Origin of the sequence: Halobium salinum, assembly GCF_026586625.1 — an archaeon.
In the GTDB taxonomy this organism is placed as follows: Archaea; Halobacteriota; Halobacteria; order Halobacteriales; family Haloferacaceae; genus Halobium; species Halobium salinum.
The window spans coordinates 1-12,494 of record NZ_JAODIW010000004.1 but is presented as its reverse complement, the minus strand read 5'-3'; the positions used below and the strand labels follow the sequence as shown (position 1 = coordinate 12,494).

Below are 12,494 nucleotides of genomic sequence, written 5' to 3'. Positions count from 1 at the left end.
TAGTTCTTGCCTAGTCGTTCCTGCAAGTCGCGGCCACCATCCGGCACTACTCGCCGCTTCCTGCGACGTCCTCGTCGGGCTTCTCCGCCGATATTCGCTCGAATACACGCGGTACGTACTCCAACGCGCGCAGTTTGTCCCTCCGGACGCCCCCGACAGCTACCAATGACCGTTACCGGTGACGAAGGCCGACTAAGGGACGAACGCGTACGGAGGGCGATGACCGACTACGATTCGAAGGGTTCGAGCCGCCCGTCGCGGCGGTCGTTCCTCGCGGGCGCAGGTGCCGTCGGTGTCGCCGGGCTCTCGGGCTGTCTCAGCAGTCTCGGCGGGGGAGGTGGAGGCGGCGGCCTCGACGAGATTCGCGTCGCGTACATGCCCATCTACCCCGACATGCAGTACTTCGTCATGCAGGAGGAGGGGTACTTCGACGAACTCGGACCCGACGTGTCCGGGAAGGTCTTCTCGGACGGTCCGAGCATCGTCCAGGCCTCCGCGAAGGGTGATTTCGACGTGATGATGTTCGGCATCGTCCCGGCGATGATCGTGATGGACAAGGGCATCCCCTCGTCCATCACCGCCGCGAACATCAGGGACGCGATGCAGATTCTCGCGACCGACGAGTTCGCGGCGATGTGGGAGGAACACGGCAACGAGGCGTTCGCGAAGTTCGAAGAGCAGACGGGTCGGAAGTTCAAGTTCGGCACGTTCCCACCCGGCTCGGTCCCCGACATCCTGCTTCGCTACTGGCTCGAACAGGAGGTCGGCGTCGACCCCGAGAACGACGTGGAGATCACCGCGCTGGCGGGCGCCGGACCGGTTCGGCAGGCGCTCCTCTCGGGGAAGATAGACGGCACGAGCATCATGGAGCCGGTGCCGACCATCGTCGAGGCGCGGGGGGCGCCGTTCCAGTCCATCGCCTGGGCCGGCGACTTCATGCCTGGCCAGCCGGCGGCGGTGACGCTGATGCACGACCGGTTGCGGGAGGAGAACCGCGAGGTCGCCACCGAGTTCGTCCGCCAGCACCGCCGAGCCACGCGGTTCGTGAACGAGAACCCCGAGACGGCGGCACAGCACGCCTCGACGGTCATCGGCGAGGAGGCCCTCCCCGTCGAGACGGCACGGAGGGCGATGGACTCCCGGGCCTCGGCGTTCATCTCGAACCCGCACGAGATCGAGTCGGGCGCGAAAATCTTCGCCGACTACGCCCAGCAGGCGAGGAAGACCGAACAGGAACTCACCGTCGAGGAGCTGTTCGACTACGGGGTCTGGGACTCCCTATGAGCGAGAAGGACGGCACCGTCGGCGTCGGCGGGCTGACCGCCGGGACCGACGGCGAGTCGGGGCTCCTCGGCCGACTCCTCGGCGGGGGTGACACCGAGGCGGAGACGGGCGGCGAAGGGGCGCTACGACGACTCGGACTGGGGGTGCTCGGCACCGCAGGATTCCTCGTCGTCTGGCACCTCGCGGCCGCCGCCGTCGGAGGCATCCTCCTCCCCTCGCCGGTCGCTGTCGCGGGCGCGTTCGTCACCGAACTCACCGCGCCGGCGACGTTCACCCTCCCCGTTCTGGGGGTCGAACTCGGTGCCACCCGGATGCTCGTCAAACTGGTCGAGAGCCTGTATCACTACGTCCCCGGCCTGCTGGTCGGGAGCGTCCTCGGCGTCGCAGTCGGCGTCGCGATGGGGTGGAGCCGGGCGCTCGACGCGGCGCTGACGCCGGTCACGCGCGTCCTGCGGCCGATTCCGCCGCTCGCGTGGATAGCCTTCGCCATCATCTGGCTCGGCGTCAACCACTCCGGCGCGGCGTTCATCGTCGGCATCGGGGCGTTCTGGATCAACTTCTACAACGCCTACAGCGGCGTCGAGGGGGTCCCGACGGACCTCAAGGAGGTCGCCGCGAGCCTCGGCGTCGACGACGACCTCACGATGGTGCGAAAGGTCGTCCTGCCGGCGGCGTCGCCCTCCATCCTGACGGGCATCCGCACGAGCATCGGCCAGTGCTGGATGATCGTCGTCGCCGCCGAGCTGTTCGGTGCGCCGGGCATCGGCTTCCAGATAATCAACGCGGCCCAGAACCTCGCGATGGACGTCTCGGTGGCGTACATGCTCGTCATCAGCGCCGTGTTCCTCGTGAGCGACGGGCTGTTCCGGCGGGTCGAACGGAGGGCGCTCGAATGGCGGGCGTGAACGACGTACGGGAGGAGGGGTCGACCGCCGACACCGCCTCCGACACCTCCGGTACCTCCGACACCGCCGCGGTCCGCGTCGCCGACCTCGGGAAACGCTACGATTCCGACCGCCAGACGGTCCAGGCGCTCTCCGGCGTCGACTTCGCCGTCGACGAGGGGGAGTTCGTCTGCATCGTCGGCCCCTCCGGCTGTGGGAAGACCACGCTGTTTCGCACCATCGCGGGGCTCGAATCCCCCACGAGCGGGGAGGTCCGACTGAGCGGCGAGCGCGTCGACGGCCCCGGCACCGACCGCGGGATGGTGTTTCAGGAGTACGGGTTGTTCCCGTGGCGCACCGTCGCAGAGAACGTCGCCTTCGGACTGGAACAGCAGGGGCTCGGCGGGGAGGAGCGCCGGGCGCGCGTCCGCGAGATGCTCGACCTCGTCGGGCTAACCGAGTTCGCCGACGCCTACCCCAAAGAGCTCTCCGGCGGGATGAAACAGCGCGTCGGCATCGCCCGGGCGCTCGCGGTCGACCCCGACATCCTCCTGATGGACGAGCCGTTCGGGAGCGTCGACGCCCAGACCCGAGACATGCTCCACGGGGAGCTACTCGACATCTGGGGCGCGACGGGGAAGACGGTCCTCTTCGTCACCCACGACGTGGAGGAGGCGGTGACCCTCGCCGACCGCGTCGTCGTCATGGCGGCGAACCCCGGGCAGGTCCGCGAGGTCGTGTCGGTCGACCTCGACCGGCCTCGCGAGCGCACCGACGCGGCGTTCGCCGAGCACGTCGAACGGATTCGCGCGCTCATCGGGGAGTAGAACCCGGCGTCGACACCGGTTCAACGTCATCCCTCTCCCGTCCGTCCACCGCGCAGGCTATATCCTCAGCGTGCTTAGAGTAACCGACGAAACTCTCCTGACGTGGGACGTTCTCGAATCGACGGGCAGTCGGCCCTACCGGGTCGGCAGCCGGCGACGAGCCCGCTGTTTGCGTCCCAGCCCGGAGTCACGACCTTCAGGGTCGATTCACGAACCACCATGGCCACCCGAACCTCCTCCGAAAAGACCGACGAACGGACCGCCGAGCGCACCGAGCGCCTCCGCCGCATCTTCACGGCCGTCACCGGCGACGCGACGCCCACCTTCGTCGAGCGCCAGCAGGCCCGCCGCGGCCGCATCCCCTCCGAGAGCGAAGTCGACGACGACCTCGCGGCCGTCGTCACCCGGATGCGCGAGCGGTACGCGTTCACCACCGACCTCGACGACGCGACCCTCGTTCGCGTCGTCCGCGGCTTCTACGCCGACCGCTCGGACGCGGCGCTCGCCGAGACGCTCGACACCGACCCCGACACGGTCGTCGCCGCCCGCATCGACCTCCACCTCCTCCGCGACGAGGACGCGACCCCGCCCGCCGGCGCCGACGCGGACGCCCTCCGCGAGCGCTTCGAGGCCGGTGCGGACGACGCGACGGTCGCTCAGGACCTCGGCGCCGACGTGTCGGCGGTCCGGCGCTACCGCCGGGTGCTCGACACCGCCCGCGAGGCCGTCAGCGTCAACCACCGCTTCCAGACGGACTTCGAGTCGGTGCTCGCCACGTCGGACCTCGACGACGCGCTCCGTGCGAACCTCGCGGGCGACCGCCGGGTGTTCGACGCGGTGAAGTACTGACCGAACACCGGCTCCGTCCCCTCGAGCTACCCGTCGTAGGCGTCCTCCAACTCCTCCATGTGGTCGACGAGCATCGAGAGCGCCGCGTCGGCGTCCATGTACCCCTGGTTGTACTCGCCCAGCACCTCCTCCGCGTCGCTGAGGAACGCTCCGACCGCCGCTTCGAGGTCGTCGGCGTCGCTGGTGTCGCTCATAATCGACGCTCCGACTCGGGCTCACTAAACGCTTGTCGCCGTGTACGGGTTCCACGGCTCCCGAAACCCGCCCCGTTTTTACCGGCCGTCACGTAGCGAGCGGCGTGTCCGCGGTCACGCTCAGCTACGAGAACGGCACGCTCCGGGTCGACGGCGACGCGTCCGGGATTCCCCTCGTCGAAGAGGACCCACGGAGCGGCGTCGCTCGGGCGCCGGCGTACCGCTACGCCGCCCTCCGGGACCTGCTCTCCCAGCGCGCCGGCGGCTTCGAGGACCGCGTTCTCGACCTCCCCGACCTCGACCTCACGACCGACTACGACCTCCGGGCGTACCAGCGAGACGCCCTCGACGCCTGGCGTGATGCCGGCAAGCGAGGGGTCCTCGAACTCCCGACCGGTAGCGGCAAGACCGTCGTCGCCATCGCCGCGATGGTCGAACTGGGGGTCCCGACGCTCGTCGTCGTCCCGACGGTCGACCTGCTCGACCAGTGGGCACGGGAGTTGGAGGCCGAGTTCGGCGTGCCGGTCGGCCGGTTCGGCGGCGGCGAACAGCGCGCGGAGGCGGTCACCGTCTCGACGTACGACTCGGCCTACCTGAAGGCCGAGGACGTCGGCGACGACTTCGGCTTCGTCGTCTTCGACGAGGTCCACCACCTCGGCGGGGAGGGGTACCGGGACGTGGCGCGACTGCTCGCCGCGCCGTTCCGGCTCGGACTCACGGCGACGTTCGAGCGCCCGGACGGCGCCCACGAGGTCGTGGAGGAGCTCGTCGGCTCCGTCGCCTACCGAGCGAGCGTCGACGACCTCGCCGGCGAACACCTCGCCGCCTACGACATCAAGCGCGTCGAGGTCGAACTCACCGACGAGGAGCGCGAGCGCTACGAGGAGGCACAGGGGACGTTCGTCGACTACCTCCGGTCGTCGGGGCTCTCGCTCACCTCCGGCTCGGACTACCAGAAGCTCGTGATGCGCTCGGGGAGCGACCCGCGCGCACGGGAGGCGCTGCTCGCCAAACAGCGCGCCCGCGACGTCATGATGAACGCGGACCGGAAAGTCGAGGAGTTGGCGCGCATCCTCGACCGCCACCGCGGCGACCGCGTCATCGTGTTCACGGCCCACACCGACCTCGTCTACCGCCTCTCCGAACGGTTCCTCCTCCCAGCCATCACGAGCGAGACCGGCGCCAAAGAGCGTCGTGAGATTCTCTCGCGCTTCCGCGAGGGCCGATACTCCCGCGTGGTCGCCGCCAACGTCCTCGACGAGGGAGTCGACGTGCCGGACGCCAACGTCGCGGTCGTCCTCTCGGGCAGCGGGAGCGAACGGGAGTTCACCCAGCGTCTCGGGCGCGTGCTCCGCCCGAAGGAGGGGAACTCGGAGTCGCCGACGGGTCGCGCGCTGCTGTACGAACTCGTCAGCGCCGAGACGGCGGAGGAGCGGGTGGCGGACCGCCGGCGGTGAGTCACCGTCTCGACACCGGAGCCCCGACGGCGAGCCCGAACGTCGAATCCGACGGCTCGGGCGTTGTATACGGCGTGGAAACCTCGGATTGAAGCTAATCACCCGCTGACTGTCGTTTCGGCTGGCAAACACAGTTAGGTACCGGGGTGAAGTGCCACCGATGGGCACACACCCGGTGCCCGGAACAATGTACCCCAGCAAGCATTTCACGCTCTCGGTAGCGCTGCTGCTCGTCTTAGCCCCCCTCTCGGGCGTCGTCGTGCCACTCGTCGGCACGGTGACGGCCGCGAACGACGGCGACGGGGCGGCCGGCGCGACCGAGCTCAGCTCGTGTACCGTCATCGACCAACCCGGCACGTACGTCCTCACCGAGGACATCACCGACAGTTCCGAGGGAATCTGTATCGACATTCGGTCGAGTGACGTGACGTTCGACGGAAACGGCCACGTCGTCGCCGGCAACCTCTCCCGCGAGGAGATCAACGAATCGACCGCCGGGCCGCCGCCGCGTGACCGCGTCGGTGTCGGCGTCAACGTCCGGGCGGACGAGCGCGTCTCGAACGTCTCGGTCTCGAACGTCACCGTCTCGAACTGGTACCACGGCGTGCTCTCGGAGAACGTCTCCGGCGGGTCGACCTCCGGAATCACCGCCTACGACAACGGCGGCGGGATCATCTACGACAACTCGAGTGACGTGTCCGTAACCGATTCCACGTCGATGGAGAACCTCATCCTCGGCGTCATCGTGGACTCCCGGGCCGGCGTCCCGAACGCGAACAACACCATCGCCGACAACACGCTGCGAAACAACAGCGTGTTCGGCGCGGCGCTGTTCCTCTCGAACGGTTCGACCGTCGCGAACAATACCGCGACCGAGAACCTGTTCGGCGTGATGGCGTTCGGGACGACGAACACGACCGTCACGAACAACATCGCGTCGAACAACCGTTACATCGGGGTGTTGGTCGAGGGGTTCCCCCTGAACAACAGCACCGTCGGGGAGCCCATCGACGACGTCGAGCCCGCGGTCCCCCGGACGAACTCCCGTGAGAACCTCGTCGTCGACAACGACGCCACGAACAACACGTTCGGCGGCATCGCTCTCGGAAACACCGACGACACCCTCGTCGTCGACAACGACGTCTCCGAGACCGGCCCGGCGCCCGCGAAAGTGTACCCGTTCACGACGCGCGCGTCCGCCGGCATCCTGGCCGAGAACGCGACGAACAACACCGTGGTGAACACCACAGCGTCCGACGTGGAGTACGTGTACGCGGGCTTCAACAGCTCCGAGACGACCGTCCGAAACGCCGAGACCGACTCCGGACGCGTCTCGTTCGTCGCGGGCGACGTGGGCGTCGCCCCGGTAGCCGACCTCCCCGAACCGCCGGCGGGACAGGCCGCCTTCGGCGAGGGTCTGAACACGACCGCGTTCGGCGAGAACGAGTCTCTGACCGTCACGTTCCACTACGACGAGGCGGCGCTGGAGGAGGCGAACCGCAACGAGAAGTCGCTCAACGTCTACCGCTACGACGAGGCGACCGGCGAGTGGACCGTCGTCTGTGACGATTACGTCCTCGACACCGAGGCGAACACGGTGACCGCCACCGTCGACGACCCCAACGGCGTCGTCGCCCCGCTCGCGAACGACGACCCGAACAGTACCTCGACGTAGAACCGCTCCGCCGCCTTTTTGCTCACTCCAGCCGCGGCTGGAACGACCCGTTTCGGTCGAACTCCTCGTAGGGCACGTCGTACGTCAAATCGACCGCGACCTGGCCTCCGGCCGGCACTTCGACGCCCTCCGCGGTCTCGACCGACCGGTCGCCGTCGACCTCGACGGTCCCGACTACCGTCGCCGAGCGCGTCTGGTCGCTCCGGTTTCGCACCACGACGGTCGCGAGGAGATTCCCGTCGCCGGCATCGGCGAACCGAAAGCTCTCGACGACCAGCGGACGCCGGTCGGGTTCCTCCCGCGGGTCGTTCGCGGGCTCGTTCGGCGGGTTTCGCGGTCCCGTCGGTCCGGGCAGACCGGCCATACAGCCCGCAGAGGCGGCGCCGACGGCGACCGACAGGAACGCACGTCGCTTCACGCACGACCCGTTCCGGGCGAGGCGCATGAAGGTTCCCCTCCAGGCCGGCGTGGGTTCGTAGTGGGTCGGCGTGAACCGACGTAGTCCACGGAGACCGGGGTAACCCGCGCAGACCGCCCTCGGCCCCTGCCCGGCCACGTCGGCGGGCTTTTACCCGACCCCCGGCAACCTCCGGCCGTGCTGACGAAGGACCTCCTGCGCGTCTCGCGCCGTGGCGGCGGCTACCGGCCGCAGTTCGTCGACGAGGCCGACCGCCCGCTCGCCGCCCGCGTCGTCGGGACGTTCCAGGGCCACATGGGTGAGGTCCGTGCGGACCTGGAGGCCGCGCTGGAGGAGTTGGAGGCCGAACCGGACACGGAGTTCAAACTCGTTCGCGGGTTCGCCTCGCTGCTCGACCGGGAGACGACGTGGGAGACGCGTTCCCCCCTGCCACCCGAGCGTGCTCGCCGCGTCGCCTTCGAGTGTGCCGAGGAGGTGGGCGTCGCGAGCGAGGCGGAGCGAACGGAGGCGCTCGCGGCCGCGGCGAACCGCCTCGCGGTCGAGCCCGACGCCGTCGAGCGCTCGCTGTACGCCGACCGGGAGTCCCGACAGGTGCTCTCCGCGTTCGACCCTCGATGGGAGCCGGACGCGCTGCTGACGCAGTACAACCTCTCGCTCGCCCAGACCGCGCTGTTCGACGCCGTCGAGGTCAGGGTTCGAAGCTCGGACCCGAAGGCGGTCGTCTCGGCGGTCAAACGGTTACGATTGATGTACGAGGTTCGGCGGGTCGACGCGGAAGCCGTCTCCGAAAACGGCGCCTCACCCGACGACCCCCCCGGCACCCGCGAGGTCGTCGTCACCGGCCCCGACGCGCTGTTCCGCCGGACGCGACGCTACGGCACCGGCTTCGCCCGGCTCCTCCGGACGGTGGCGAAGAGCGACTCGTGGGAGCTTCGGGCGACGGTCGACGACCGCGGCACCGAGCGCGAGTTGGTACTCTCCGACGGCGAGGTGTCGGTGCCGGGAGTCGAGCCGGTCGCCGAGCCCACCTACGACAGCGGGGTCGAGCGCGACTTCGCCGCCCGGTTCTCGGGACTGGACCTCGACTGGAATCTCGTCCGGGAGCCGGACCCGCTCGCGGTCGACGGCGGCGCTCGCGTGATGATTCCGGACTTCGCGTTCGACTACCGCCATTCGGACTTCCGCGTCTACTTCGAGATTATGGGGTTCTGGACGCCGGAGTACGTCGAGAAGAAGCTCTCCCAACTCGCGGGCGTCGAGGACGTCGAGTTGCTCGTCGCGGTCGACGACAGCCTCGGCGTCGGCGAGGAGGTGGAGGCCCGGGACCACCGCGCCATCCCCTACACCGGTTCCGTTCGAGTGAAGGACGTAGTCGACGCCCTCCGACGGTACGAGGAGGACCTCGTCGCCGACGCCGCCGGCGACCTCCCCGACGCGCTCGTCCCCGAGGCCGACGTGGTGGCGCTGGACGACCTCGCGGCCGACTACGGCGTGAGCGCCGAGGTGGTCGCGGACAAGTCGTTCCCCGAGCACGAGCGCGTCGGCCGGACGCTCGTCAGGCCGGCGGTGCTCGACCGACTGCGCGGCGAGATAGCGCCGGGGCAGTCCCTGAGCGAGGCCGAGGCGGTGCTCGAAGGGTACGGAGTCGACGACACGAGCGCGGCGCTCTCGTGGCTCGACTACCGGGTCGAGTGGGAGGGGTTGGCCGGCGGGACCGTTCGGCGGAAGGGGGCCGACGCCGGGGACTGCGGGGGCGGAGAAGACGCCGACGGCGTCGAGGACGCCGGCCACGGGGCGACCGAGTCGTAGCTGTCGCCTCCGGCCCCCTGGTCACACAGCCGAAAAATCGTCCGCAGTCGGTCGGTCGTTCTGCCCCATTCGCAGCCCGTCAGTCGTTCTCGCCCGTCCCCGTCAGAAGGGGGACTTGCTCTTCCCTTTGCCGCCCTTACCGAAGGCGCGCAGGGCGGCCTGCATCGCGAAGCCGACCGTGCTGTTCTTGTAGGAGACCGCGGCGCCGGCGACGTAGAGAACGGCCAGCTTGACGTTCCCCTTGCGGAACTCGTTGCCGGCCTGTGCGAGCATCGACAGCGCGCTCAGCTGTTTGGTTCGTTTCGAGCTGAGAATCTTCTTCAATCCGAGCTTCTTGAACAGTCCCATACCCACCCGAACGCCGGCTGCGGAGGAAAACGTGGCGGCCGCCGTGCAGAACGCTGACGCGGCTCGTCCCCTGACCACCCGGTTCGACTCGCCGAGTGTGATTCCGGACTCTACTCGCCGGTCCCGTCGCACCCCCGGTCCACTCGGCGCTGACCGGCCGGGGGAGGTCGCTACGGCCCACGAGGGGCTCCGGAGTTCCGAGGCGGTTGCTCGACCCGGTACGTCGCTTTCGCCCTCCAGTTACCCGACTACGGCGGCCCCCGTCGGTCACGACGCGCTCCCGCTGGTCGGCGTGAGTCGTGTCGTCGGGAGGACGAGCCGCGTCGGTCGTCGGAGCGCGTCGGACGGACCCGAACGGGGTCCGCTGGGACACCGGCCGGCGCAGACCGGTCCCCCGTCTGTCCACCGCACCGACCCCGGTTCTCCCACGCGCCGCTGACACACCACCAGACGGGTCACACCACGCCCGGTGTCGTGCGATGGACGTGGGTTCCGTGGCGGTGCGCGATTATCAATCGCGTCGGTCGTTTCGGAATGAATAGGATATTTCCGAGTACCGCCGTTCAAACCTATCAGTCAGGAGGACTGAACGTTCGCGGGCGACGGGTCCGTGCCCGCTTGCACAATCGGTGTCTGGAGTGCTGTAGGGCGGAGCATAACCGGTCAGTCGCTCGGACGGTCGGTCGCTGGACGGCCGGTCGACTGAACCCCTGTGCGCCGCTACAGCGGCGACATCCGCTCGCGACGACCCTTCGGCACCGTCGAACGGAGTTCGCCGTGGAGGTAGAGCCCGACGCCGATGGGCTCGCGCTCGCCGGCTATCTCGTGGGCGGCGACGAGGTAGCCCCAGTCGCCGTCCCACGATTCGAGCTTCTGGTCCTCGCCGGCGGCGAAGCGAGCGGCGGCCTCGTCGTCGAGGTCGACGACGTTCCTCGTGGCCTCCGTACAGAACCGCTGGACGGCGTTCGTCGTCGGCTTCCAGTGTTCCTGTCTGGTCCGAAGGAGGGTCATCCCGAGCCCCTCCACGTCGAGGGGGTCGACCGCATCGCCGCCGAAGGCCCAAATCTTCCCGGCGCCCTTCTCCCACAGCGTGACGCCGTCGAACGCCTCCGGCGGGACGCCGAAGCGCGTCTCCCACCAGTCGACGACCTCCTCGCGGGAGGCGCGCCCGGGGACGACGCGGTCTTCGGCCGTCTCGGGGAGCCGGTCGAAGCGCTGGCCGACGTTCTCGGGCGGGTCGTCGCTCGGCCCGTCCCCGTTCGCCGTGGGGTCGCTCACGCCGCCACCTCCGTCTCCGCGGCCGACTCGTCGGCTTCCGAATCGCCGTCGCCGACGACCAGTTTCGCACAGAAGAACCCGCCCGTGTCGTTGAGATGCGGGTAGACGCGGTGGGCTTTCGTCACCTGCGGGTCGTACTCGTCGTCCTCCCACTCGGTGACGCCGGGGACGGTGTCGAGGTCGGTGTCGAACTCGGCGAGGTGGCAGTCCTCGGCGTCGAGCACGTGGTCGAGAACGGCCTCGTTCTCCTCGGGGGCGAACGTACAGGTGGAGTAGACGACGACGCCGCCGGGGCGGGTGGCCTGCACGGCGCGTCGGAGGATGCCCTTCTGGATGCCGGCGATGCTCTCGACGTGACCGAGCGACCAGTCGTCGAAGGCGTCCGGGTTCTTTCGAATCGTGCCCTCACAGGAGCAGGGGGCGTCGACGAGCGCGCGGTCGAAGGCGGCGAAGGCGGGGGAGTCGGCGGACTCGACCTCGCCGCGCTCGACCGCCTCCGACCCGAACGGCTTGAGCGAGAAGTTCCGCGCGTCCTGGTTGGTGACGGCGAGGTTCGTCACGCCGAGACGCTCCGCGTTCGAGCGCAGCGCGGAGAGCCGGCCGAGGTTGTTGTCGTTGCCGACGAGCACGCCGCGGTCCTCCATCAGCGCGGCCATCTGGGTGGTCTTGCTCCCCGGAGCGGCACAGGCGTCCCAGACGCGCTCGCCGGGTTGGGGGTCGAGCACCGCCGCGGGGAACGCCGACACCTCCTCCTGGCCGTGGAGCCAGCCGTGGAAGTACGGCCACGTGGCTCCGATGCTCCCCTCGGCGAGTCGGAGGAGACCGGGGTGCCAGTCGGCCCGTTCGTACGCGATGCCCTCGTCGTCGAGCGCCCTCGTCGCGCGCTCGACGCTCGACTTGATAGTGTTGACGCGGACGACGTACGGAAGCGGGCGCTCACAGGCGTCGCGGAACGCCGTCTCGTCGTCGACGAGCGGCGCGTACCGCTCAAGTGGGTCCATTGCCAACCAGTTCCCGGCCCCGTCGCTTGTCGGTTTCGAAGCGCTCCGGAGAACGAATCGGGAAAACGGCGTAGGGGGTATCGCCCGGGACGTGGCGCCGCATGGCAGGGCGCCGATAGGGGAATTGGGGGGGTCGCCGGGCGACCGTGCGACGAAGGGGGCCGTCGCACACTCGGGTGAAGACCCCGGAGGTAATGAACTCCGCGACTGTTGTGTCGGGTTTATCGACTGCAACGAGAGATTTCCCGGCCGAGGCCGTCGGTCGCCGCGACAACCCGCTCCCCGCTACGGTCCCGGCCTCGGCGAGGAGCGAGCCGTGACGCGTCCGGCGTGATTCTACCGAGGCTCGGCATCCGTCGCCGTTGTAACGGCGCCGACTGTCGGTGTGGCCTCTCCGCGCTGGGTCGTGTTTAGTTAAGCGTGAAAAGTGAGGCGACGTGATTTCTTGGTGCTCTATGCCAGAAATCAGC

12 protein-coding genes are annotated in these 12,494 nt (G+C 69.1%); 7 read left to right on the top strand and 5 right to left on the bottom strand.

Annotation, left to right across the window (positions count from 1 at the left end; genetic code table 11):
* Positions 1 to 219 precede the first annotated feature (219 nt).
* The 4 genes from N5095_RS00105 (at position 220) to N5095_RS00090 (ending at position 3,844) form a co-directional block, all read left to right on the top strand.
* Complete coding sequence (locus N5095_RS00105) at positions 220 to 1,284, top strand: ABC transporter substrate-binding protein (protein ID WP_267619777.1); 1,065 nt, start codon at positions 220 to 222, stop codon at positions 1,282 to 1,284.
* Complete coding sequence (locus tag N5095_RS00100) at positions 1,281 to 2,189, top strand: ABC transporter permease (RefSeq protein WP_267619775.1); 909 nt, start codon at positions 1,281 to 1,283, stop codon at positions 2,187 to 2,189. The genes N5095_RS00105 and N5095_RS00100 overlap by 4 nt, the downstream gene beginning before the upstream one ends.
* Positions 2,177 to 2,995: an ABC transporter ATP-binding protein gene (locus N5095_RS00095; RefSeq protein ID WP_267619774.1), complete on the top strand. Its 819-nt coding sequence runs from the start codon at positions 2,177 to 2,179 to the stop codon at positions 2,993 to 2,995. The genes N5095_RS00100 and N5095_RS00095 overlap by 13 nt, the downstream gene beginning before the upstream one ends.
* Before the next feature lie 219 nt (positions 2,996 to 3,214).
* A complete protein-coding gene (locus N5095_RS00090) occupies positions 3,215 to 3,844 on the top strand; it encodes a conditioned medium-induced protein 4 (protein WP_267619773.1) in 630 nt (209 codons plus the stop codon).
* A 26-nt stretch (positions 3,845 to 3,870) separates the two neighbouring features.
* On the opposite strand, the gene N5095_RS00085 is transcribed toward N5095_RS00090, so the two are convergent.
* Complete coding sequence (locus tag N5095_RS00085) at positions 3,871 to 4,038, bottom strand: hypothetical protein (protein WP_267619772.1); 168 nt, start codon at positions 4,036 to 4,038, stop codon at positions 3,871 to 3,873.
* Positions 4,039 to 4,142: 104 nt separating this feature from the next.
* Between N5095_RS00085 and N5095_RS00080 the strand changes: the two genes are divergently transcribed.
* Together N5095_RS00080 and N5095_RS00075 are read left to right on the top strand one after the other, a co-directional pair.
* Positions 4,143 to 5,495: a DEAD/DEAH box helicase gene (locus N5095_RS00080; protein WP_267619771.1), complete on the top strand. Its 1,353-nt coding sequence runs from the start codon at positions 4,143 to 4,145 to the stop codon at positions 5,493 to 5,495.
* Between the two features lie 160 nt (positions 5,496 to 5,655).
* On the top strand, positions 5,656 to 7,170 hold the full coding sequence (locus tag N5095_RS00075; protein WP_267619770.1) for a right-handed parallel beta-helix repeat-containing protein: 1,515 nt from the start codon (positions 5,656 to 5,658) through the stop codon (positions 7,168 to 7,170).
* Between the two features lie 22 nt (positions 7,171 to 7,192).
* Here N5095_RS00075 and N5095_RS00070 read toward each other — a convergent pair whose 3' ends face one another.
* Complete coding sequence (locus N5095_RS00070; RefSeq protein ID WP_267619769.1) at positions 7,193 to 7,588, bottom strand: transcriptional initiation protein Tat; 396 nt, start codon at positions 7,586 to 7,588, stop codon at positions 7,193 to 7,195.
* 177 nt (positions 7,589 to 7,765) lie between these two features.
* Here N5095_RS00070 and N5095_RS00065 point away from each other — a divergent pair, with 177 nt between their 5' ends.
* Positions 7,766 to 9,397: a DUF790 family protein gene (locus tag N5095_RS00065; RefSeq protein WP_267619768.1), complete on the top strand. Its 1,632-nt coding sequence runs from the start codon at positions 7,766 to 7,768 to the stop codon at positions 9,395 to 9,397.
* Between the two features lie 102 nt (positions 9,398 to 9,499).
* Here N5095_RS00065 and N5095_RS00060 read toward each other — a convergent pair whose 3' ends face one another.
* From N5095_RS00060 to N5095_RS00050, 3 genes are all read right to left on the bottom strand, one after another.
* Positions 9,500 to 9,745 (bottom strand): hypothetical protein, encoded by a 246-nt coding sequence (locus N5095_RS00060; RefSeq protein ID WP_267619767.1) that lies wholly within the window; start codon positions 9,743 to 9,745, stop codon positions 9,500 to 9,502.
* A 720-nt stretch (positions 9,746 to 10,465) separates the two neighbouring features.
* Positions 10,466 to 11,023, bottom strand: a complete 558-nt coding sequence (locus tag N5095_RS00055) for a DUF7122 family protein (protein ID WP_267619765.1) — start codon at positions 11,021 to 11,023, stop codon at positions 10,466 to 10,468.
* Complete coding sequence (locus N5095_RS00050; protein ID WP_267619764.1) at positions 11,020 to 12,024, bottom strand: RsmB/NOP family class I SAM-dependent RNA methyltransferase; 1,005 nt, start codon at positions 12,022 to 12,024, stop codon at positions 11,020 to 11,022. The genes N5095_RS00055 and N5095_RS00050 overlap by 4 nt, the downstream gene beginning before the upstream one ends.
* Positions 12,025 to 12,494: the final 470 nt, after the last annotated feature.